We start from the raw sequence: 22,121 nt of genomic DNA, 5'->3' as shown, positions 1-22,121 counted from the left end.
AAGTTATAGTGTGACCAATAAAGATGCTGTGGATTTTAATGTTAACCATGTCTTAAATATACCAAGCTTACATCAGGTATGTTCAGCTTTATTGTCTAATTAATTTAATTTGGTTTATAAAAATAAGCGTTCATCCAAAAATCCAACCAAATACCGAATATGTATTTTAAGTAATATTATTTTAGGAGTTTTAAAAAATGAATTTGATTTGGTCTGCCGTTTGGCAAGTTGTAAGTTCTTGTCTTCCCGTTTTTTTATTGATCTTTCTGGGGTGGTTTTGCGTTCAACAAAAAATCTTCACAAAAGATTCAAAAAAACTATTATCTGGCTTGGTATCAAACTTTGTCTTCCCAGCATTACTTTTTGTCCACACTGCCCATGCAAAGCCATCAGAGATATTTAACGGCATTTGGATGATTGCTTTTTTCTGCACAATGTCATTTTTGTGGATAATCTGTTTTTTAACTAATAAATACTTATTGGGTAAAGATTTAAAATCAACCACCATGAATTCAATGTTATGCTGTTTCCCTAATATGGGCGGGATGGGCGTACCATTTTTGACATTAATGTTAGGTGCATCGTCAACCATTTCTGTCGCCATTGCGAATTTTGTTGTGGCTTTATCATTAATTCCAATGACAATTTTCTTATTAGAATTATGTCATACTAAAGTATCTGGCGGTAAAGTAACAGGCAATATGATTTTTAGCGCAGTGAAAAACTCGCTTATGAAACCAATGTTTTTGGCTGTTATTTTAGGGTTAATTGTTAGTGTCACTAATGGTTTAACTTGGATGCCGCATTTTGTGTTTAATACTTTTGATATTATGTCCAATGCATGTAACTTTATTTCACTTATTGCTGTTGGCGTAGGGATATATGGTGTTCAATTAAATTTATCTAAACTATTAGTGGTTAATGTGCTTTTAAAGAGTTTTGTAACTCCCGTTGTTGCATTAATTGCTGTGCATCTTTTTGGACTTAAAGGTATCGAAGCCGAAGAGTTAGTCTTTTTATTAGCGATGCCAACTGCATCAACCGCAGTTATTTTGGCTTACGATTGGGAAGTCGAACAAGAGCACGCATCGAGTATTTTCTTTGCTTCAACAATCTTATCTATCTTTATTTTACCAACGTTATTACTTATTATGGAATTCACTATTCCTGGCGTTCATTAATCATTTAAATAATCTCATCCTCATTTAGCCAAGTGCTAGATGAGGATAGTTTGATTTTTTAACAAAAAAATTCAGATAATTAAAGTTATGCAATACTTTGCTAACAATAAAATTATCAATAATAACAACTGACATCATCGATACTCTTCCTGGCAACAATATGATTGTGAACTAAGGTAATAGGGTATAACAAGTTATAATTCCCGCCAATTATTTGTAATCTATAAGCATCCTCCCAAGTTGAATGCTTTTTACTTGTGAACAGAGTTTATCTTATGCTCGTAGCTTCAAACGGATTAAAATTATTAATGAACCTAATAAATTAAAGTGGCACTTATAGCTATTGGCGTACCAACTTGGTTTAGTTATTTAGCTTAGTTTTGATTTTTTTCAATTTGTTTATATGAAAGTATTGAAGGAAATATAGCGAATAAACTACATATAAATGCAAATATAAACGTTGCATTATAACCAAAACTCGACACAATAATTCCGCCTGTAAAGCCAGATAAAAGAATTCCAATATCAAAACACGATTCATAGGTACTTAGAGCAAGACCAATATCTTTATGTGACATACTTTTTATTGCAGGTAAGGCAAGAAGTGGATAAACCATTGATAAGCCAAATCCAGTAAGAAACAAACTCATCAAATCATGTTTACTCAAGAATGCAATATCAGATATTACAAAATGTAAAAAAAGATATTACCTCGACGATAATGATCTTTTCATAAAAAAATATTATAAAAGTCAATAAAATAAATAATACGAAAAGTAGGTTATTTTTTTATGAAGGATATTCGAATAGAACATTATAAATACACATTATATTTATTGGTGACTGTCTTTGGCTGGGGGATTATGTATCCCGCTTCAAAACATGCGGTATCATCGGGTATAGATGGTTATTATCTTACTGTTATTCGCTACGTTCTTGGTGCTTTTCTTGTAAGCATTGTTCTGCTTGTTATCGAAGGTAAAAAAAGTTATCAAACGGAAGGAAAAGCTTTTCAATTGTGGCTTTTTGGCACAATCGGTTTTGCTGGATTAAACTTCCTAACGTTTATCGGCATTGGTTTTTCATCTGCTGAGCATGCAACAATTATATTAGCGTTAATGCCGATGCTCTCAATGATTTTATCATCTATCCTCAATCACAATATACCTAACATTAAAACAAGTTTATGCACGCTATTAGCTTTTGTAGGAATAGTTTTGGTTATAACGAATGGAGATTTTAATCATCTGATAGCTTCATCAAGCTTTTTAGGTGATGTACTATTGTTGGCCGCTACAATTTGTTGGGTTATTTATACCTATTTTGCAAATATGGTGATGACAAAAGACAAATGGAGCGCGTTAAGAGTTACAGCGTTAAGTTCTTCTCTTAGCGTAATAAGTATTATCACGATTACTTTAATTGCATCTTTTTTAGGCTTAGCAAAACTTCCTAGTCTGAGTGTATTTATCACAAGTGGATTTGATATTTTTATACTTGTCATAACCACATTAGTGATCATTACTTGGAATGCAGGTATCAATGGTCTTGGTGCGATTAATGGTATTCTTTTTGTTAATTTAGTCCCTGTCATTGCTTTTATTATTGGTATCTATCAAGGTCATTCTATTTCATATATCGAAATTATAGGTGCGATAATCACTATAATTGCACTGATTCTTAATAATATTTTTATGAGAAAAAATGACAGTAAACAAAAATAAATAAATTCATAATATTAAAAATAAGAAAAACTGCGATGAGAAACAGATTATTTGTTATTATTTTTATTCATCATATTGCTAAACTCGGTTATAAAACTGGTTTTGTGATGATAAGTTCTCATTCTTTTTTAAAACGGTTGTAGATAATGGTTGGAATATAAATATTGGATCAATAAAAAGGGAGTGGATTCTAAAAAAAATAGAACGTCGCTTGCTAAATGTATTCGCACAAAAGTGTAAGCAGGTTTTTTAAGTGATTATTTCTATTTTAATAAATTGAAAAATAGTATTGCCATTGAAGATATTCCTAATAAGAATTAGGAGACGATACTTATCCATAATGGGCATGAAAAACAGATGTAATTTGTGGCAAAATTGATGTATTAATATTTCTTGTAATTCATTACATTGCTTATAAATAAGTTTTTTTGTCAGCAATTAGGCCAAAATATAAAATATTTTGATAGCAGTTAGTATTCATAAATAAAGACAATCCGATGAAAAAACAGTTTAAAACTATGCATATCGCTAGCCTTGAGTTATTTTTAGTGGCAGCAGAAAATGAGAATTTTTCAGTTACTGCTCAATACTTAAATATTACTCCTGCTGCTGTTAGTCGTTCTATTAAAAGACTTGAAGAAAGAATCGGATTTGACTTGTTTTCACGTAGTACACGCCAAGTCAAACTGACTCAGGAAGGGCGTATCTATTATAAGAAATGTTCTGAAATATTCGATATGCTAATTAATGCTGGCCATTCTATTAAAAATGAAAAAAATTCAATTGGTGGTAGATTAAAAATAAGCGTACCAGAGACCTTTTTTAATTATAAAATATCACCTTATCTAGCCGATTTTACCGAAGCGTTTCCTAATTTGAAGCTCGATTTTCATGTTACTAATAGAAATATTGATTTTATAGCAGAAGAGTATGATCTATCAGTTAGACTGGTACAAGAAAACACCAAACTAGAGGCTTTTCTTATCAAAAAAAGATTGTTTATTGCTACTACTGGATTATATGCTAGTCCCAATTATCTTGCCAAAAATGGCACGATTGTTTGTCCTGATGAGCTAATTAATCATAAATGTATCAATTTTAGCTCAAGTCAGAATTATAAACGATTTCAATGGGCATCTTTAAATAAAAATATAGATAAAGACAATATTGAAAATAGCCAAATACAAATCTTTGATAGTATTCAAGCGACTAAATTTTTAGCCTTAAATGATGGCGGTATAGTTCAACTTTTTAGTTTCTCTGTACAAGATGAGTTAGAAAGAAAAGAATTAGTTGAAATTTTGTCTGAGTATAATAAAGAACATACTTGGGAATTTTGCTTTCTTTATCCTTCTACATATAAAAATTCAACTAAACTTAAGGTTTTCATCGAGTATTTTACTGATAAAATTAGTAGATAATACTGGTTTTCTATAGCCGCATTTATTCTTTTATTAGTGGAAAAAGGTGAATTAAACTATTAACGTTTTTATTATCTATTATGCTTATTACATTTGTATGCATGGTTTACTGGAATTTTTTATAAAAACTTTAGCGTTTTAATAAACGATGATGCCCTACAGTTATTAATAAAAAGTTTATTTAGACATGAGGTTAAAAATAGATGCACAACTATAAAGTTTGATGTTACAAAATGAATAATCACTTCCAACTTACTTATTGATATTGGTCTTTCAATTAATTCTGCTAATTTTGTGTCAGTAAATACCTCAATGGATCTCAATTTTAATGATTTTTTTAAAATTAATCTAACAATTAATGATATAACCTTTTGGTTATATTGAGTTTTTACGTTAAAAAAATTCCATCAATAGCAATCATTGACATATTAAAAAGTAGGATAAATGAAAAATTTTCATTAGTGCATGTTGTATTACCTACTTTATCATTGTAGTAAGCTGTTTAATAATAAGCTAACTATAATAACTGAGGTATGAGCTATGAAAAGAACAATAACATTAAATAATGGTATCGAGATGCCTATCTTAGGGTTTGGTGTTTTTCAAATGACCGATAAGAAAGAGTGTGAAACAGCCGTACATGATGCGATTGATTCTGGCTATCGGTTGATTGATACAGCTGCAAGTTACCAAAATGAAACTGAAGTTGGTAATGCCATTCGTGCACATGGGATTGATCGAGCAGAATTATTTATTACGACTAAATTATGGTTGCAAGATGCCAATTACAATGGTGCTAAGGCTCAATTTGAACGTTCATTAAATCGTTTGCAATTAGACTATGTTGACTTATATTTAATTCATCAACCTTATGGTGATGTTCATGGTGCCTGGCAAGCAATGCAAGAGCTTTATTCAGCAGGTAAAGCTCGTGCTATTGGCGTCAGTAATTTTCAACCTGATAGATTAGCTGATTTAACTGCATTTCATTCTATTATTCCTGCCGTAAATCAGATTGAAGTTAACCCATTCCAACAACAGCTTGAAGCCGTGCCTTATATGCAAAAAGAGAGCATAACGCCTCAAGCCTGGGCGCCTTTTGCTGAAGGGAAAAATGGTTTATTTTCGCATCCTGTGTTAGGTCAAATTGCCGTTAAATATGGTAAGACAATAGGGCAAGTGGTATTACGTTGGTTAGCACAACGAGGCATTGCAAGCTTGGCTAAATCTGTGCGTAAAGAGCGTATAGTTGAAAATCAAGATATCTGGGATTTTGAGCTTTCAGATAAAGATATGCAACAAATAGCAGCGCTTGATACAAATACAAGTCAATTTTTTGATCATCGAGATCCGGAAAAAGTAAAATGGTTAACCAGCCGGAGATTAGATGTTTAAATTTTTAGTTATCGAGGCTAATTTGACTTAAATGGATTGACAGTTTCTTTGTAAGATTTAACTAATTTTTTCGCTCGTTCAACAAGTTTTTGACGTATATGCTTAGGCTCTAAACAAATACATTGATGGCCTAAGCTTAGTAAAATGCCATAACTGTAGTCATCATCAATAAAGTTAAAATCTACAAGATACTGTTGTCCATTTAATTTCTTAATATCTTTTTCGTCACAAAAATCTAAAATACGTTCCAAAAGCGATTCATCTATTAGTAATTTTATTTTAAAACTCTTTTTTTTCATATCCGTTTGGAACAAAGAGAAGACTTCAGGCGTTGTCTGCTTAATAAATTTAGTGTTTGTTTTTCTAATGTTTGACATTTTTGACAATTTAAATACACGAAAGTCATTTTTAGTTAGACAAAAAGCTTGTAAATACCACTCTTTTTCCTTAAAAATAAGTTTATATGGCTCAATTAAACGTGAGGCTTGTTTATTCCTAACACCCAAATAATCAAACGATAAAAGCATTTGCTCTTTCAGTGCCAGTCTTATAATAGATAGTTTGTTATCAATATTTTGTTTGGAAAACCAGGGAGATAAATCAACAATAAGTTGATTTAAGTTATTTGTCACTTCATCAAGTTCTTGTTCTGATAAAAAACTCTTTATTTTCTCGAGTGTTCTTAAATTTTCACTTTCTTTTAAAACCGGTGAGGATAATAAGTTGAGTCCCTTTAATAAAACAATGACATCTTCTTTAGTGAATAGACCTTTACTAATTTTATAATTTTTTAAAATACTTATTCCACCGGCACTTCCTTGATAGGTAATAATGGGTATACCCGCTCCCTCGATAACTTGTATATCTCGGTAAATAGTACGCAATGATACATTTAATTTTTCTGCTAATTCTTTACCAGTTATTTTTTCTCTTTGTAGCAATACCATGATGGTAGTAATTATACGATTAATTTTCATGCTTTATGTTTGCAAAATAATTTAGATTGAATTTTAAATATGACATACAGTTGTCAGCAATGCTACATCAAAATAGAGACAACTAAAATTAATTGAACTAATTTTTATCACTAAAAGGAAAGAAAAATGTTTAAACCTAATAGCGTTATTGTTTATGTCAAAGATGTCGATGTTAGTACAGCGTTTTACACAAAAATACTAGGGCGCCCACCAGTTAAAACTTATCCTGGTTTTGCTGTATTTTTATTGAATGATAATTTTATTTTGGGCCTTCAAGAGGCTGATAAAATAACCCCAAAGGCACCCAATCATTATGGCGGTTTTGAGCTGTCGTTTAGTGATGTAACAAAAAATGAAGTAGATGAGATTTATGCGACCTGGAAAGAACTAAACGTCAAAATTGAACTTAAACCGCAAATGCTCGATTTCGGGTACACATTTGTAGGAAATGATCCCGATGGTCATCGACTCCGTGTTTGTGCTACCGATACTTCAAAGTTTGAGTGAAATAATATCTTTAGAAATTAAAACCATGGGGACTTCATTTTGTAGCCATAGTTTATGAGGATTTCATTTCATAAAAAAATAGGGTTGAGCACGGGAGCATCTCGTGAATTGGATTTTGCTTAGGAAAAATATGTTTGGGCTTGAGGTGATAATTTGAATTGCAAGATACATTAATAATATCGATGTATTTAAATAAGCTATCGCTTAAACTTCATTTCAGTTCAGAATCAGTAGGCATCAATCAATATCTGAACTTTGCGGACTTTAATAGATTATACAGGATTGTGATATTGGAGCGGGAAACGAGGTTCGAACTCGCGACCTCAACCTTGGCAAGGTTGCGCTCTACCAACTGAGCTATTCCCGCATGAGACATGTTTTAAATGGTGCCCGGGGCGAGACTTGAACTCGCACGGCCAAAAAGGCCGAGGGATTTTAAATCCCTTGTGTCTACCGATTTCACCACCCGGGCTCAAAACTGCTTACTAAAATGTAATTCGTTTTGAATGCTGTGCATTTTACCTATCTTATGATTTCAGTCAACAGATATTTTTGATTAATTGTTTAATTGTTCAATGTTTAACTTATTGTTGTTTTAATATTGTGTTTTTTGGGGAAAAGGGCGTGTAATTTTGTGAATATAATGGACGATCACAAAATTACACTAAAGCTGGTTTTTAGTGATTTTTAGATAAATTACTCTTCATCCAACAGATCGCTATGTGCTATCCATAAATATTGTAACATGGATAGTAAAGTTAAAATTGTTGCTAGAAAAAGAGCTGCAAGACCTGCATAAATAACAATATCACAAGGCCGCCAGAGTAACCAAGTCAAGGCTGTCATTTGTGCGATAGTTTTTATTTTGCCGATTGAAGATACCGCAACATTACCGCGTTTGCCTATTTCAGCCATCCATTCACGTAATGCTGATATGATGATTTCCCTTGAAACAATAATGATTGCAGGAATAGAGATCCACCACGATTGGTAGTATTGAGTAATCAAAACTAAAGCAATAGTGACCATAATTTTATCGGCGACAGGATCTAAAAAAGCACCAAATTTTGTTGTTTGACCTAAACGACGCGCAAGGTAACCATCTAACACATCAGTGACTGCTGCGATTAAAAAAATTAAGGCAGAAAAAAAACCTGACCACTCATGCGGAAATAGATAAAAAGCCATCACAAAAAAAGGAATTAATATAACTCGGAATAAGGTTAAAACTGTAGGGAAATTAATTTTCATGTGACATAAGCTCTTTTTTGTTTGATTAATCAAATAATTAGTAACAATTAAAAAAACAGTGTTTTTATTATGATTATGTTGCCTGAAAAATTTTAATTTTTCAATGTGTTATTGTTGCAAATTGAGATAAATTTTTTCAGCTAAAGATTTAGATATCCCTTGCACTTGTGCAATTTCATCTATACTGGCGTTTTTTAATTCTCGTAAACCACCAAAATGTTTAAGTAATGCTTGTCGGCGCTTTCCGCCCACGCCCTCAATATGCTCTAAAGCACTGTCAGTGAGCTGTTTTACCCCTTTTTTGCGTTGACCAACAATGGCATGATCATGTGATGCATTACGTATTTGTTGAATTAATAATAGTGCAGGGGAATGGTCATCTAAATAGTGTCCTATTCCATGCGCTTCAAAAAAGAGTGTTTCTAATCCTTCTTTACGTTCAGCCCCTTTGGCTACACCAATCAAAATAGGGTGATGTTTATCCCAATTTACATCGAGTTGTTCAAAAACTTGTAGAGCTTGGTTAAGTTGACCTTTACCACCATCGATAAAAATAATATCGGGTATCTTTTCTTCAGGTAGATCTTTTTTGCTGTAACGACGTGTTAACACTTGTTGCATTGCTGCATAATCATCGCCCGGTGTGATGCCGGTGATATTATAACGGCGAAATTCTGATTTAACTGGACCTTTGTCATCAAAAACTACACAAGATGCAATAGTGTTTTTTCCCATAAAGTGACTGATATCAAAACATTCCATGCGATTAATTTTTTTAATTCCCAAAAACGTTTGTAAGGCATCATAACGTTGTTTAATTGTGGAATTTTCTAGCAGTTTATTTTTAACTTCTGTTTGTGCATTAATCGTTGCAATATTCAAAAGCTTTAAATTGTCTCCTTTGGGCTCATCGATCAGTTTAACTTGATGTTCAGCAATAAGTGACAGCGTCTCTTCCATTGGCTGTTTATCGGATAATGAAAAATTGAGTAAAATCTTTTTAGGTATATTACGATTTTGGTTTCCTTGTAAATAAAATTGACCTAAAAATGTTTCAATAACTTCTTCTAATTCGGTATTTGATGGAACTTTAGGGAAGTAGGAGCGATGTCCAAAGGTTTGTCCATTACGAATAAATAATACATAGATACATGCTAAACCGAGTTCATAATGGAATCCAATTACATCAAGATTATCATTATTATTGTAAATGGCCTGTTTTTCATTAATGTGTTTGATAGCTTGTAACTGGTCACGTAATACCGCTGCTTTTTCAAAATTTAATTCGCGGCTTGCTGTTTGCATATCTTCAGTTATTTTTTGTAAAATTTGTTCAGATTGTCCCGATAAAAATAATCTTACATAATTAACCTGTTCGTTATAATCTTCATCACTGACTAACCCTGGTACACAAGGCCCTAAGCATCTTTTTATTTGGTACTGTAAGCAAGGGCGAGTACGGTTACGATAAGTCGAGTTTAAACATTGTCTTATCGGAAACGTTTTTTGCAATAGTGCAAGAATTTGTTTAACTGCATAGCCACTTGGGTAAGGACCAAAAAATTCATCTTTTTTGCGATTAACTGTCCCTCGATAAAGTGATAATTGGGGATGACGTTCTTTACTTAATTTGATGAAGGGATAACTTTTATCATCTTTTAATAGTACATTATAACGAGGTTGATGCTTTTTAATATAAGTCTGTTCGAGTAATAAAGCTTCTGTTTCGGTATTAGTAATAGTAAATTCAACTCGATGAATGTGACTTACCAGTCTATCGGTCTTTAACGTTTTTTTACTATTATTAAAATAGCTTTTTAATCGATTATTGAGATCTTTGGCCTTTCCCACATAAATAATCGTGTCTTTATCATTGAACATCTGATAAATACCCGGTTTATGGGGAACAGTTTTTAAAAAAGATGTCGAATCAAATTGGCTCATATTTATTAGTTTTCGAATGTGAGGGCTTTTTTCTCTATAACTCTCATAATGGTGCTTAATAAACCATTTATCAAGAGATAAATTAAGCCTGCAACAATAAAAATTGAAAAGTCGTAGTAATCACCATTTAATTCATTACTGTATCCCATAATGTCCATTACCGGTATCATAGACGCTAGAGCAGTGCCTTTAACTACAAAAACCACTTCGTTGGAATAGGTTGATAATGATCGTTTTAATGCATAAGGCATAACAACTTTCAACGTCTGCCATTTGTTCATACCTAAAGCTTTACAAGCCTGCCACTGCCCTTGTGGCACTGCTTTTAGAGCCCCATAAAAAATCTGAGTAGTATAAGCTGCACTATTAAGTGTCAGAGCTAAGTAAGCACAAAACCAAGGCGAGGAGATAAGATCATAAAATGCTGGTACATGACTTAACGTTTGACCAAATTGTGATGGTCCATAATAAATTAAAAATAATTGGACTAGCAGTGGTGAACCCGTAAATATAATAATATAGGTTCGAATTGCCTTAGTTAATACTTTCGAATTCAATGATAATAAGCAAGAAAAGATTATTGCTAATAAACCAGCAGATAAGATCCCTAAAATACCCAAACTTAGTGTATTAGGTAACCCCTGTAAAATGATTTTAAGATAGTAAATAAAATTATCAAACATAAATTGACCTTACTGGTTATTAGCAGAATTAGATTGTTCAAAATAGGTTGAGCGTTTTTCGATTCGCCCGATAACTTTTTGGCTTAAAATCGAAATAACCAAGTAAATAATCATAGCAATAAAATACCAGAGAAAGGGTTGATTTGTTCGAGCTATAATTGTTTTCGTTTGCATCATTAAATCATCAATAGCAATGGCTGACACTAGTGCTGTATCTTTTAGTAAAATTAACCATTGATTACTTAATCCAGGTAGAGCATGGCGCCACATTTGAGGCAAAATAATACGGAAAAAAGTACGTGATTTACTTAATCCCAGCACCTGTGCTGCCTGTTTTTGTCCACTTGAAATCGCTTTGAATGCCCCTCGTAATGTTTGTGATGCATAAACAGCATAAAGTAATGATAAGGCGATCACACCACATAAAAAAGGATCGGGTTTTGTATTTTCGATATTCATTTGTAGTGTGAATGATGTAAAACCTAATGATATAGAAAAACCATCATCTAATGCCATTAATAGCAAAGGTAATCCTGTATAAATTGCTACCACTATCAAAAGTTCTGGTAGGGCACGTATGGTTAAGTTAAACAGTGACATTAACCATGCAACGGGTTTAAAAGGAACGGATTCTAAAATTGTAAAAATAAACGCAAAAAACATGCCTACAATTAGCGATATAAACGCTAATGACAAGGTAATAGATGTCGCTTTAGTAAGCGGCAAAATATAACCATCCATTGATGATAAGATCCAGTTCATCCCGTTTGCAAGAAAGTCTGACATAAAAAAACCGTTGTTAAATTAAAAAAATAAACTCGCCGCAAAATATGCGGCGAGGTCATCATAAAGTCTAAATTAAAGTTTAATGATTATTTATTAAACCATTTTTTGTAAATTTCGTCTAATTGACCATTTGCTTTCAGTTTATCAATAGCTTGGTTAAATTGATCACGTAATTTATCGTTACCTTTACGTAACGCTATACCTAAACCTTCACCAAAAAATTCATGATCAGTAATTTTATCACCTAATGCGACAATTTCACTATCTTTACCTAGCCAGTCACCAGCAACAAATGAACTTGCAACAATAGCATCAATGCGTTTGGCTTTTAAATCTAAAAAAGCAAATTGATAACTGTCATAACTTACGGCTTTAACATCAGGATATTTTTCATTCAAATATTTTGAATAAGTTGTCCCTTTTTGTATACCAATTCGTTTGCCTTTTAGTTGATCTAAACTGGTTAATGAATCTTTTAGTGTAATAAATTGAATAGAACTATCATCATAATATATTTTAGTAAAATCCACTTGTTTTTGGCGTTCTGGTGTCACATCAATACCTGCAATTGCAGCATCAATACGGCGAGTTTTTAAACTAGGAATTAATCCATCGAATGATTGATTAACAATATTACATGATGCTTTAATTTCATCACAAATTTTATTAATCACATCAATATCAAATCCAACAATTTCATTTTTTTCGTTGGTAAACTCAAAAGGCGCATAAGTCGCTTCTGTACCAATGGTTAAGGTTTCTGCAGCTTGAGCAGCAAAAGCTGATCCTGCAAGCAAAATGGCTAGTAACGTTTTTTTCATATATCCACCCAATTTTATATTAATTAATGTGATAAATAAGATTTAAATTCTTCGGTTTTTGGATGAGCAAAACATTCTAGTTGTCCTTGCTCAATAATTTTACCGTGTTCCATATAAATCACTTGTGAAGCCACTTTTCGAGCAAAATCAACTTCATGCGTGACAATAATTTGTGTGATCCCTGTTTGAGATAATTCATTAATAATCTCGGCTATTTGCGATGTAATTGCCGGATCTAAAGCCGCAGTTGGTTCATCAAATAATAAAATTTGTGGTTCCATCATCAATGCTCTAGCGATAGCAACACGTTGTTGTTGACCGCCAGATAGATGAAGTGGGTAGCGATGTGCCATTTCATCGATTTGTAACCGAGCTAAAATCGACATAGCTTTGTCACTGGCTTCTTGTTTAGAAAGCTTTAAAACTTGACAAGGCGCCTCAATTAAATTTTCTAGTACTGTTAAATGTGGCCACAAATTGTAGTTTTGAAAAACCATACCAACATTTTTACGTAATTGTCGTATTGTTGATTCACTAATTTTAGTTGAGAAATCAAAATGAGAATCAGCAATTGTCATTTTACCTGATGTTGGAATTTCAAGTAAATTAAATACTTTTAATAAAGAGCTTTTTCCTGCACCACTTTGTCCTAACAAAACAATGGTTTCGCCAAGGGGATAACATAAAGAAACATCATTTAAAGCTTGGTGGGTACCATAAAAACAGTTTATATGGTCTAATTCAATATTCATTATTCGTTTTCTTAAATTCAAATTGACTAAATATTACTTTTTTTTGCATAAAAATGCAATCACAAAAATGAGACAAAAAATTGATTATTGGTTTTGTTCGACATTTTTCATTTTTTTAAGATGCTGATCATCAGAGTTAACGATCAGGGGCAATAATAGGAATGACTGGTCCTAAATATTTTGGTTTTTGATTAAGAATATAAAGATCGACAAAAGCACTGACACGAGCAAACATTTCACGAATTCTTACTAATTTCATATTGTCAGGAGAGGGGACCGCAAAACATTGTGCTTGAATGCCTTGTGCTAATGCAATAAAGATTGCTCGCTCACAATGAAACTCTTGAGTAATAATCGTAAAATCATTGGCATCAAAAACTTTATTTGCTCGAACAACCGAATCAAATGTCCTAAAGCCTGCATAATCAAGTACAATAGATTCTTTTGGAATACCAGCTTTAATCAGATCTTTTTGCATTGTAATTGGTTCATTATAACTGAGTAATGCATTGTCACCACTTAGCAGAAGATAATCCACTTTACCTTGCCAATAAAGGTTTATGGCACCATCTATGCGATTTCGATAAAATCCATTTATGCCGCCGCCTCGTACATATTTAGATGTACCTAGAACGACACCAATAGCTCGATGCGGTAGTTGATTTTCGTCTTGATAAATATAAGGCGCAGTTTTATAACTGATCCAGTAATCAAGACCAAGAATCAACGTTATTATAATAAAGCAAAATCCGATAAAATAAGCCAATAGCTTTTTTAAGTTCATGCTATAACCAATCAAAAATAAAAACCATTATTGGGAATAAAAAAGGTGCTGTCAATGATGTCATAATACCACATAGTACCAAAGATAAAGAACTGTATGCACCTTCGTTATAATCAACTTCGATACAACGAGCAGTACCAACAGCATGTGAAACCGCACCAATTGCAAGACCTCTTGCTGAAGCAGATTTAATTTTTACCATATTTAATAATTGATGACCAAAGATTCCGCCTAAGGTGCCAACTAAAATAACACAAAGTGCAGCAATTGAAGGGACACCTCCTTGATTGGATGCGATAGTTACAGCAATAGCTGTCGTTACTGATTTCGGTAAAACTGATGCCGCAATTTCATGACTTCCCCCCAACCAAAATACGATGCATACGCCCGTTATCATTGAGGCGATTGATGCAGTGAAGGTGATTAGCATTATTGATTTCCAGCGTGCTTTGATTTGTGGTATCAATTCGTATAAAGGATAAGCCAATGCGACCACTGAATAAGGTAGTAAGTCATTAATTATTTGTACGTTATTTACATATTGAATATAGCTAGTTTTTGTAATGAGTAAAATAGGAATTAAAACAATGACAGAAACCACCAATGGATTAAATAATGGCGATTTAATTTTTATTGAAATTCTGCGAATAATAAGAAATACACAAAGCGTTAAAGGTAACATCCATATCATGATTGCTTATCCCCATTATTTTCTGATACTGTTTTGGCGGCTTTTATTGTTGATTTATTATGTAAATGTTCTGTCAAAAAGGCCGTTAATAATAAGACAATAATTGAGCCACCCACACTACCAAAAATGATTGGGAGCCAGTTGTCTAATAATAACGAGTAATTATCCATAATCCCCATTGCAGCAGGGATGAATAGCAGAGTCATGTAACGCATGAATAAATTACAACTGTTTTTAATCCAACAAGTTGGAATTAATTGAAAAGCTAATAAGAAAAACAGAATTAGTAGTCCAATAATACTGCCTGGAATCATAATTGGTAATATCAGTGAGATGATATTACCTACCCATAAACAAGCGGTTAATACGAGTAATCCTCGACCATAACTAAATAACGTGTAGTATAAAGAGTATATACGGTGTTTGATTGTGGCATGCTTTGCTAAAAAATGTTTCATAACGTTAATACTAATTAATTTTTCTTTGATAATGATGATCACTTCAAAGTTTAGAAATGATATGAATATTTCTTTATATGATACGCCGCTCAAATTTAATTATCCAACTAAATAATGGCAATAATGATAAAGTTGTTTAATTAAATTCAGTTTTTCAGGTTGTTGTATATAGGTTTGAGCAAGTTGTTCTAATGTTAACAGATAATCTTGGACTTTGGTTATATTCAGTTTCTGTTGACAATAATCCTGCCAGATTATACGCTCTCGTTCGGTTAGTATTTGAGGGTAATTTCTTGCTTTGTAACGAAAGAATAATGTCTTTAATCGTTCATCATCAAAATTCATTGATAAATTTTCAAGTGATTGAATTGGTGTCGTACGAATAGTTTCACACCGTAATTTATCTTGGTTGTTTAAAAATCCTGCATAAATTTGAGCATCAACATCGCTATTAGCGGAGTAATCATCAGTTGAGTTAAATAGCTCTCTCATCTTGTTTTGTAAAGCGTGTTGATGTTTAAATAACTGTTGCTGTTTGATTAAACATTGCGCTACATTAATATTTAACCTTTGTGCATTTTCAGGTAATAAGGTTTTTAATGGTGCAACGATAGGGCATTTGTTTATATGAATCAGTTTTAATGGGATCCGCGATTCATTTAATGCTAAATCTTCGTTTTTGGTGTACAGTTTTTGCCGTATTTGTTCAATTGGTAAATTAATGATTGAATCGATATCACCAGTAAGATCACAGACAATAACCGCATTATTTTGCGTTGGATGCCAAGCTATTGGACTCACGATGGTTATATTGCCTCGATAACTACCTAACATGCCCGATACATGTATTATTGGTGTCATGTTAATGATGTCTATAAGTTGCGCAACGTTATTTTTATGGCGAAGTTTAAAAAAATAATCAAATAATTTAGGCTGCTTTTGTTTAATTAATTTACCGATAGCGATAGTCGCATAAACATCTGACATCGCATCATGCGCGTGTTCATGTTCAATATTGTTGGCTTTTGTTAAGTGCTCTAAACGAAAACTTGGGAAACCCGCATCATTAATAGGCCAATTGATACCATCAGGTCTTAAGGCGTAACAAGCACGCACAACATCAAGAAGATCCCACCTAGAATTGCCATTTTGCCAACTATAGGCATAAGGGTCATAAAAATTTCGATATAAAATATTGCGAGTCACTTCATCATCAAAACGAAGATTGTTATAACCTAAGATGCAGGTATTGGCTTGGCTGAATGCTTGATGAATTAATTTGGTAAACTCTGCTTCACACAGACCTTTCGAATTTGCTTTTTGTGGTGTAATTCCTGTGATTAATACTGCTTCTGGATTTGGTAAATAGTCTTGAGCAATTTGACAATAGATGGCTAAAGGTTCCTCAATGATATTAAAATCATTATCTGTTCTAATTCCAGCAAATTGCGCTGGCCTATCCAAAGCAGGATTGATACCAAAAGTTTCATAATCATGAAAGTAAAAAGTAGGAAGTTCGGTGTTGTTTTTCATTTTTATCGTTTTTGCTGCCTTATAGCCGTCAACCAAGTTGCATGATTTTATAATTGATTATTGATATTCAAAATGACAGCTTAATGGCTAAAAAGTAATGTTACTAGTTAATTAGCTGATTATAACAGAATCTAAGTATTTTCTTGGGGATTATTTCATTGAGAATTATATTTTTTGTGACATTGTAACAAATGGTAAGTGTTTCGGGCTTAAATAAACCAATTATGACATAGCGGAAAAAGTAGGTAAAAATGCATTACCCACTTTTATTAAACTACGATTATTAATTGATTTTGTTTTCTTCAAGAAATGTGGATAATTGGTCTTTCCATAAATCCGCTTTCATGGTTGTACTATGTCCACTAGTTTTATCACTGGCAGGGATTAAAAAATATTTAACATTAGGAATTTTTTTTAATGCGTTTTCCATCACGCCAGTTTTTGCAGGGTTTCTTTCATCATCAGCTGAATTGATCACTAATAAATGGGCTTTAATTTTTGTTAAATCGTTCGATGGATCGAAATTTCTTGCTGCATCCCATTGGTATAGAAAATCATTAGTATCCATTGTCACATGTTCATTAAGTTTTTTTGTCAAAATCTGTTCAGTTATTTCGGTATTATATGCTTGGTTTTGCCAGGCGATATCCCCCCCATCGGTTGCAATATTGTAGTAATTATAAACAGTTTGGAACTTTGTCGGCTGTTTATCATAAAAGCCATTATGCCAATCAGGATCGTTTTTAATTGCATTAATGACCATTTTTCGCATTATCCAATTTCGACTAGACATTGCTGCTGGTGTGGATGCTAATGGTACTGCTGCAGTCATAAAATCAGGGTACAGGGTAACCCATTTCCAAGTTTCCATGCCACCCATTGAATTACCAATTATTAGTGTAAGATGTTTTATTCCTAATCCGTTTTTTACAAGTTGATACTGCGCATTTACCATATCGGTATAATCATAATGTGGAAAATCACTTTTTAGACCATCTGAAGGTTTCGATGATTTACCCGTACCAATAGCATCAGGAAGAATAATATAATATTTTTCAGCATCTAAGGGCATACCTTTGTCAAAAAGGGCATGACCAAAACTTTTATTTAACATTGCATTTCCACTTCCCGTTGTACCATGTAAGACTAGCACTGGTTTTCCATTTGGGTTACCAAGAGTTGTATAATGTATTCGTAAATTTTCGACCGTGTTTCCATCATTAAATTTGAAATTAGGTATGTTGTAGTCAGCCTCAAGCTGATTATTAAATTCGAGACAAAAGCTAGAAAATGACGTTGTAACAATCGCAATACTTATCATCAATTTTTTCATCAAAGACATAAAGGTTCCTCCTGTAATATTTTTCCGTTTTGCTGATAAATTGTTTAACAAAGATTAAGGTTCATGGGGAGTGAACACTCGTTATATCTTTGATAATTATTTCATCACCCTTAAATATAACGCTATACAGGAGATAATGCTATGTCTAATTTGAGCTTCTAACAGTCTAATAAATAGAGGAAAAATAAACAGAACCCCATTTTTAAGAAATTTATTATGGCTCAAAACATATAATTAGTTGTTTATTTAATGATAGCTAAATAACAGTAAATAATTTATTGTTAGTTTTTGAAAATAGAATGTCGTATTTGAAACGTTTATTTGCTCAATTTTGTTTAAAATTGAGCAAATTGACTTAATTCTGAGGTGCGGTTTGGATAATATCTGCAAGTTTTTCGAGTGTTATCCTTAAAAATTTAGGCATGGCTTCTATTTCAATCGAGTCCATAAGATTTTTGACATATAAACCTAGTTCAGTATCGCCTTCAACAATTAATCGACGTTGAAAGAATAATGTATCGGGATCTTGTCGTCGAGTTGCTATCATAATTAGATCGTTTGCATTACCTATAAAACTAACATCAGCAATCTCTTCACGACTAACAACTAATTTATTCTCAATCAGACTTACAAACCAGACTAGTTGTAAATCGGTCACTTCGATTTTGAGCCAACGATTTTCTAAAAAATCAAGATCTCCATCCTCAAGTGAATGCTTAAATTGTAATTGTAACAATTGTTCGATAACTTGTTTTTTTAAATTAAAAGGAATACAACGCAACGTTACCCCCAACATTTGAGGCGCTTTGTCGACAAATGTTGAGTGTATTTTTCCTAATAAGTGATGATTGCTAATCATTTATACATCCCCAGAAATCATTTTTTCATAAATATCTAAATCTGTATTTAAATGCTCGAAAACTTCTTCACTCACTTCATTACGAATTTTCATTTGTAATAACGACGTACGCTCTGCACCAATAGCAACTAAACGCATGCGCCTTTCAAGATTTTCGGCTTCAAGTGCTTTTTGTTCTAAGTCCTTCAGCCCCGTTCTACGTCTTAACGAACCGATAACACGAGAACCGACTTCATTAACAATTTCTTGATCCATGCTGTTTTCGGTTGTTTCTTGTAATAAGTTATTTTGCATTTTTTCTAAACTGACAATGGCTTCTTCGGCCATATGACCTTTTACAGTAAGAATTTCATTATCTTGTTCGGAATTATCTAAAATGACGCTACCTCTTAATAATATCGGTAATATAATCACAGCGGCAATTAATGAAATAAGGATAATGCCTGTTGCTATAAAGACAAGTTGATATCGGCCGCCGATTGTCATTGGAATAGAGAGAACACCGGCAAGGGTTATTGCGCCGCGTACACCTGCAAAAGTTGAAATTAACAAATCTCGGGTTGAATAAGATCGAAATGCAAGAGGGCGTTTGGTACCAAATGGCATTGTTGGCATATGTTTCATTGCCCAAAGCCAAGCGAATCTTGTTCCCATTAAAGCAATGAAGACAAACAGCACAATTAAACATAATTGCCAGACTTCAATGGATGCATCGGTTTGATTCTCAGCAAAAGTATTCGTTAAAATACTTGGTAATTGAATTCCTAATAAAATAAATACAAAACCATTGAACACAAAAGTTAACATTGACCAAGTACTATCTGATTGTAAACGCGCTGTTAAAGGTGCATTTCTCATCATGCCAGATTGATTAACTGTCATGCCGGCGCTAACTGCAGCTAAAATACCTGAACAATGGCATTCTTCGGCAATAATATAAGCAGCAAAAGGAAGTAAGAATAACAGCACAATTTGGATTGCCGGATCATTATGGGTAAGTTTATTTATTTTTCTTAAAATGCGTGCATATAACCAGGTAAATAAAACACCAATAGCTAATCCACCAATGGCAACAACAAAGAATGTCACGCTAATTTGTAATAAATCGAACTGTATCGCGCCTGCGGCGATGGCTATTGCAAAGTTTAATGATACTAAGCCAGATGCATCGTTCATTAAAGCTTCACCTTCAATTATTTCCATTTTTTCTTTTTCGATTCGACCCTTACCGACAATGCCACTTAACGCAACCGCATCGGTTGGTGATAATACGGCAGCCAAAGCCAAACCTGCGGCTAATTGCACATTTGGTAAAATCCAATGTAACAAATAACCCAATGCAATGATGGATATCACCACTAATACTAAGGCCAATCCAACAATTTCTCTGAAATTATAGACGAAATCTTTAACTGATGTTTTTCGACCATCAGCAAAAAGTAAAGGAGGTATAAATAAAACAAGAAATAGTTCTGGATCGAACTTCACATAAACACCAAACGCTGCCAATATACATCCCAACAATATTTGCATAAGTGGTAGTGGAATTTGTATTGGTAACATTTTAACAACGACACCAGAAAGTGATACAATTAATACTATAAGTAAAATTATTGAAAAAAGTTCCATAGCTTGTCTTTTATTTATCCTATAATCCTGTAGTTTTTAGCAATTGATTATATCGGATTTTCAGCTAGATTTCAGGTGAAAATTTCATAAAATTACTTAAATTTTGGTCAGATACCCTTGTGGATAAAAAATTGCGACGCAATTAAAAGGCTTTTTTAATGGAAAATTGGCAAAGAGCATTTATACTTCATACCAGAACTTACAGTGAAAGTAGTCTATTAGCTGATTTATTTGTTGAAAATAAAGGTAAAATAACTATTTTAGCTAAAGGTGCCAGACGTAAAAAATCCGCGTTAAAGGGCATTTTACAACCCTTTACTCCATTAATTGTTCAATATTCTGGTCAAGGTGAAATAAAAACATTACGCCAGGTTGAAGCGGTATCTTTGACACTACCTTTGGTTTCAATTCATTTATATAGCGCTTTTTATTTAAACGAGTTACTCCATCGAGTGCTGGTTGCCGAAACAGAAATGCCTACACTTTTTGATGACTATTTACAAAGCTTACAGCAACTCGCACAGCAAGTTTCTGCTGAAAATGTGTTACGTAGTTTTGAGCTATCTTTATTAGAAAACTTAGGTTATCACGTTGATTTTTTTCATTGCAGTGCAACCGGTGATGATATTGTTGAAACAATGCATTATCAATATCAATCAGAAAAAGGGTTTATTAGTAGTTTACTGCAAAATAGTACTAGTTTTAGTGGTGAACACGTTTTAGCTTTTGGCAAACGTCAGTTTAATAATGAAGATACACTTAAAGCGGCCAAACGTTTTACCAGAATTGCATTGAAACCTTATATAGGTGCAAAACCATTTAAAAGTAGAGAATTATTTTTAAAAATATAACGTCGTAACGTTATTAAAGATAAATATTTTAAATTATAGGTATAATTTTCTTATCAAAATGATTAACTTTATTTAGTTAGCCTTTTAACTAAAATATCAAGTTGATTGGCGAATTTTTCGCGGTCCTTACTTGAAAAGGGAGCGGATCCTTTAGTTTGTATTCCACTTGCTCGCATTGTTTCCATAAAATCTCTCATCACTAGCCGCTCTTTAATTGTTTCTAACGTATAAACTTCACCTCTAGGTGTAAGAACAAAAGCGCCTTTATTTAATACATCTGATGCTAAAGGTATATCAGATGTAATGACCAAATCATTTAATTCAACAAGTTCGACAATTTTGTTATCTGCTTTATCAAAACCATGTTCAACAAGTAATCGAGAAATAAAAGGTGAAGGCGGAATATTTAACCATTGATTAGCAACTAAATTAATTTTGATTGATTTACGAATAGCGATTCGATATAAAATTTCTTTAATTGGGTTAGGGCAAGCATCAGCATCAATCCAAATGTTCATAATAGCATTAACAA

Annotated in this window: 22 protein-coding genes and 2 tRNA genes; 6 read left to right on the top strand and 18 right to left on the bottom strand. The window is 32.9% G+C overall.

From position 1 onward, the window contains the following. The first annotated feature begins 197 nt into the window (after positions 1 to 197). A complete protein-coding gene (locus tag J3U56_RS06210; RefSeq protein WP_267332859.1) occupies positions 198 to 1,181 on the top strand; it encodes an AEC family transporter in 984 nt (327 codons plus the stop codon). A 374-nt stretch (positions 1,182 to 1,555) separates the two neighbouring features. Here J3U56_RS06210 and J3U56_RS06205 read toward each other — a convergent pair whose 3' ends face one another. After that, complete coding sequence (locus J3U56_RS06205) at positions 1,556 to 1,831, bottom strand: MFS transporter (RefSeq protein WP_267332858.1); 276 nt, start codon at positions 1,829 to 1,831, stop codon at positions 1,556 to 1,558. 141 nt (positions 1,832 to 1,972) lie between these two features. Here J3U56_RS06205 and J3U56_RS06200 point away from each other — a divergent pair, with 141 nt between their 5' ends. The 3 genes from J3U56_RS06200 (at position 1,973) to J3U56_RS06190 (ending at position 5,721) form a co-directional block, all read left to right on the top strand. Continuing rightward, positions 1,973 to 2,905: a DMT family transporter gene (locus tag J3U56_RS06200; RefSeq protein WP_267332857.1), complete on the top strand. Its 933-nt coding sequence runs from the start codon at positions 1,973 to 1,975 to the stop codon at positions 2,903 to 2,905. Positions 2,906 to 3,402: 497 nt separating this feature from the next. After that, a complete protein-coding gene (locus J3U56_RS06195) occupies positions 3,403 to 4,326 on the top strand; it encodes a LysR family transcriptional regulator (protein ID WP_267367076.1) in 924 nt (307 codons plus the stop codon). Between the two features lie 540 nt (positions 4,327 to 4,866). After that, positions 4,867 to 5,721, top strand: coding sequence for an aldo/keto reductase (locus tag J3U56_RS06190; RefSeq protein ID WP_267344105.1), 855 nt, complete (start codon positions 4,867 to 4,869; stop codon positions 5,719 to 5,721). 17 nt (positions 5,722 to 5,738) lie between these two features. Here J3U56_RS06190 and J3U56_RS06185 read toward each other — a convergent pair whose 3' ends face one another. Next, complete coding sequence (locus J3U56_RS06185; protein WP_267367075.1) at positions 5,739 to 6,698, bottom strand: helix-turn-helix transcriptional regulator; 960 nt, start codon at positions 6,696 to 6,698, stop codon at positions 5,739 to 5,741. Positions 6,699 to 6,824: 126 nt separating this feature from the next. Between J3U56_RS06185 and J3U56_RS06180 the strand changes: the two genes are divergently transcribed. After that, entirely contained in the window at positions 6,825 to 7,205 is a 381-nt protein-coding gene (locus J3U56_RS06180; protein ID WP_267332852.1) for a VOC family protein, read from the top strand. Between the two features lie 291 nt (positions 7,206 to 7,496). Here the strand turns inward: J3U56_RS06180 and J3U56_RS06175 are convergent. The 15 genes from J3U56_RS06175 to J3U56_RS06105 all read right to left on the bottom strand — a co-directional run bounded on the left by J3U56_RS06175 (position 7,497) and on the right by J3U56_RS06105 (position 20,738). After that, positions 7,497 to 7,572, bottom strand: a tRNA-Gly gene (locus J3U56_RS06175). A 17-nt stretch (positions 7,573 to 7,589) separates the two neighbouring features. After that, a tRNA-Leu gene (locus tag J3U56_RS06170) sits at positions 7,590 to 7,677 on the bottom strand. A 224-nt stretch (positions 7,678 to 7,901) separates the two neighbouring features. Then, positions 7,902 to 8,456: a CDP-diacylglycerol--glycerol-3-phosphate 3-phosphatidyltransferase gene (pgsA, locus tag J3U56_RS06165; RefSeq protein ID WP_267332851.1), complete on the bottom strand. Its 555-nt coding sequence runs from the start codon at positions 8,454 to 8,456 to the stop codon at positions 7,902 to 7,904. Between the two features lie 108 nt (positions 8,457 to 8,564). Continuing rightward, positions 8,565 to 10,400 carry an excinuclease ABC subunit UvrC gene (gene uvrC / locus J3U56_RS06160; protein ID WP_267347712.1) on the bottom strand — a complete coding sequence of 612 codons (1,836 nt, stop codon included), beginning with the start codon at positions 10,398 to 10,400 and terminating at the stop codon, positions 8,565 to 8,567. Positions 10,401 to 10,405: 5 nt separating this feature from the next. Beyond that, entirely contained in the window at positions 10,406 to 11,083 is a 678-nt protein-coding gene (artM, locus tag J3U56_RS06155; RefSeq protein ID WP_267332849.1) for an arginine ABC transporter permease ArtM, read from the bottom strand. A 9-nt stretch (positions 11,084 to 11,092) separates the two neighbouring features. Further along, positions 11,093 to 11,869, bottom strand: a complete 777-nt coding sequence (gene artQ / locus J3U56_RS06150) for an arginine ABC transporter permease ArtQ (RefSeq protein ID WP_267344109.1) — start codon at positions 11,867 to 11,869, stop codon at positions 11,093 to 11,095. A gap of 86 nt (positions 11,870 to 11,955) precedes the next feature. Beyond that, complete coding sequence (locus J3U56_RS06145) at positions 11,956 to 12,690, bottom strand: transporter substrate-binding domain-containing protein (protein ID WP_267332847.1); 735 nt, start codon at positions 12,688 to 12,690, stop codon at positions 11,956 to 11,958. Between the two features lie 23 nt (positions 12,691 to 12,713). After that, positions 12,714 to 13,442, bottom strand: a complete 729-nt coding sequence (artP, locus tag J3U56_RS06140; protein ID WP_065633617.1) for an arginine ABC transporter ATP-binding protein ArtP — start codon at positions 13,440 to 13,442, stop codon at positions 12,714 to 12,716. A gap of 136 nt (positions 13,443 to 13,578) precedes the next feature. After that, on the bottom strand, positions 13,579 to 14,226 hold the full coding sequence (locus J3U56_RS06135; RefSeq protein WP_267344110.1) for an ElyC/SanA/YdcF family protein: 648 nt from the start codon (positions 14,224 to 14,226) through the stop codon (positions 13,579 to 13,581). Position 14,227: 1 nt separating this feature from the next. After that, the gene (locus tag J3U56_RS06130; protein WP_267332845.1) at positions 14,228 to 14,917 is read right to left on the bottom strand and encodes a CidB/LrgB family autolysis modulator; all 690 of its coding nucleotides are present in this window, start codon (positions 14,915 to 14,917) and stop codon (positions 14,228 to 14,230) included. Next, entirely contained in the window at positions 14,914 to 15,375 is a 462-nt protein-coding gene (locus J3U56_RS06125; RefSeq protein ID WP_267332844.1) for a CidA/LrgA family protein, read from the bottom strand. Before J3U56_RS06125 ends, J3U56_RS06130 begins: the two co-directional genes overlap by 4 nt. Positions 15,376 to 15,474: 99 nt before the next feature. Then, a complete protein-coding gene (sbcB, locus tag J3U56_RS06120; RefSeq protein WP_267367073.1) occupies positions 15,475 to 16,908 on the bottom strand; it encodes an exodeoxyribonuclease I in 1,434 nt (477 codons plus the stop codon). A gap of 283 nt (positions 16,909 to 17,191) precedes the next feature. Continuing rightward, complete coding sequence (locus J3U56_RS06115) at positions 17,192 to 18,250, bottom strand: alpha/beta fold hydrolase (protein WP_267332842.1); 1,059 nt, start codon at positions 18,248 to 18,250, stop codon at positions 17,192 to 17,194. Positions 18,251 to 18,605: 355 nt separating this feature from the next. After that, positions 18,606 to 19,109 (bottom strand): ubiquinone anaerobic biosynthesis accessory factor UbiT, encoded by a 504-nt coding sequence (gene ubiT, locus J3U56_RS06110; protein ID WP_267332841.1) that lies wholly within the window; start codon positions 19,107 to 19,109, stop codon positions 18,606 to 18,608. After that, a complete protein-coding gene (locus tag J3U56_RS06105; RefSeq protein WP_267332840.1) occupies positions 19,110 to 20,738 on the bottom strand; it encodes a Na+/H+ antiporter in 1,629 nt (542 codons plus the stop codon). A gap of 158 nt (positions 20,739 to 20,896) precedes the next feature. On the opposite strand from J3U56_RS06105, the gene recO reads away from it, so the two are divergent. Further along, positions 20,897 to 21,589 carry a DNA repair protein RecO gene (gene recO / locus J3U56_RS06100; RefSeq protein ID WP_267332839.1) on the top strand — a complete coding sequence of 231 codons (693 nt, stop codon included), beginning with the start codon at positions 20,897 to 20,899 and terminating at the stop codon, positions 21,587 to 21,589. Between the two features lie 68 nt (positions 21,590 to 21,657). On the opposite strand, the gene J3U56_RS06095 is transcribed toward recO, so the two are convergent. Beyond that, entirely contained in the window at positions 21,658 to 22,107 is a 450-nt protein-coding gene (locus J3U56_RS06095) for a YaiI/YqxD family protein (RefSeq protein ID WP_267367072.1), read from the bottom strand. Positions 22,108 to 22,121: the final 14 nt, after the last annotated feature.

The organism is Gilliamella sp. B2824 (assembly GCF_026536245.1).
In the GTDB taxonomy this organism is placed as follows: domain Bacteria; phylum Pseudomonadota; class Gammaproteobacteria; order Enterobacterales; family Orbaceae; genus Gilliamella.
The sequence above is the reverse complement of the archived record's forward strand: the minus strand, read 5'-3'. Positions and strand labels throughout refer to the sequence as shown.

Excerpts from the sequence above, each read along its gene's own strand:
- J3U56_RS06185 (WP_267367075.1), bottom strand. The coding sequence starts at position 6,698 with ATGAAAATTAATCGTATAATTACTACCATCATGGTATTGCTACAAAGA.
- artM (WP_267332849.1), bottom strand. The coding sequence starts at position 11,083 with ATGTTTGATAATTTTATTTACTATCTTAAAATCATTTTACAGGGGTTA.
- J3U56_RS06180 (WP_267332852.1), top strand. The coding sequence starts at position 6,825 with ATGTTTAAACCTAATAGCGTTATTGTTTATGTCAAAGATGTCGATGTT.
- artQ (WP_267344109.1), bottom strand. The coding sequence starts at position 11,869 with ATGTCAGACTTTCTTGCAAACGGGATGAACTGGATCTTATCATCAATG.
- J3U56_RS06190 (WP_267344105.1), top strand. The coding sequence starts at position 4,867 with ATGAAAAGAACAATAACATTAAATAATGGTATCGAGATGCCTATCTTA.
- J3U56_RS06130 (WP_267332845.1), bottom strand. The coding sequence starts at position 14,917 with ATGATATGGATGTTACCTTTAACGCTTTGTGTATTTCTTATTATTCGC.
- J3U56_RS06145 (WP_267332847.1), bottom strand. The coding sequence starts at position 12,690 with ATGAAAAAAACGTTACTAGCCATTTTGCTTGCAGGATCAGCTTTTGCT.
- pgsA (WP_267332851.1), bottom strand. The coding sequence starts at position 8,456 with ATGAAAATTAATTTCCCTACAGTTTTAACCTTATTCCGAGTTATATTA.
- J3U56_RS06200 (WP_267332857.1), top strand. The coding sequence starts at position 1,973 with ATGAAGGATATTCGAATAGAACATTATAAATACACATTATATTTATTG.
- J3U56_RS06205 (WP_267332858.1), bottom strand. The coding sequence starts at position 1,831 with ATGAGTTTGTTTCTTACTGGATTTGGCTTATCAATGGTTTATCCACTT.
- sbcB (WP_267367073.1), bottom strand. The coding sequence starts at position 16,908 with ATGAAAAACAACACCGAACTTCCTACTTTTTACTTTCATGATTATGAA.
- J3U56_RS06135 (WP_267344110.1), bottom strand. The coding sequence starts at position 14,226 with ATGAACTTAAAAAAGCTATTGGCTTATTTTATCGGATTTTGCTTTATT.
- J3U56_RS06210 (WP_267332859.1), top strand. The coding sequence starts at position 198 with ATGAATTTGATTTGGTCTGCCGTTTGGCAAGTTGTAAGTTCTTGTCTT.
- J3U56_RS06195 (WP_267367076.1), top strand. The coding sequence starts at position 3,403 with ATGAAAAAACAGTTTAAAACTATGCATATCGCTAGCCTTGAGTTATTT.
- recO (WP_267332839.1), top strand. The coding sequence starts at position 20,897 with ATGGAAAATTGGCAAAGAGCATTTATACTTCATACCAGAACTTACAGT.
- J3U56_RS06125 (WP_267332844.1), bottom strand. The coding sequence starts at position 15,375 with ATGAAACATTTTTTAGCAAAGCATGCCACAATCAAACACCGTATATAC.
- artP (WP_065633617.1), bottom strand. The coding sequence starts at position 13,442 with ATGAATATTGAATTAGACCATATAAACTGTTTTTATGGTACCCACCAA.
- ubiT (WP_267332841.1), bottom strand. The coding sequence starts at position 19,109 with ATGATTAGCAATCATCACTTATTAGGAAAAATACACTCAACATTTGTC.
- J3U56_RS06115 (WP_267332842.1), bottom strand. The coding sequence starts at position 18,250 with ATGTCTTTGATGAAAAAATTGATGATAAGTATTGCGATTGTTACAACG.
- uvrC (WP_267347712.1), bottom strand. The coding sequence starts at position 10,400 with ATGAGCCAATTTGATTCGACATCTTTTTTAAAAACTGTTCCCCATAAA.
- J3U56_RS06105 (WP_267332840.1), bottom strand. The coding sequence starts at position 20,738 with ATGGAACTTTTTTCAATAATTTTACTTATAGTATTAATTGTATCACTT.
- J3U56_RS06095 (WP_267367072.1), bottom strand. The coding sequence starts at position 22,107 with ATGAACATTTGGATTGATGCTGATGCTTGCCCTAACCCAATTAAAGAA.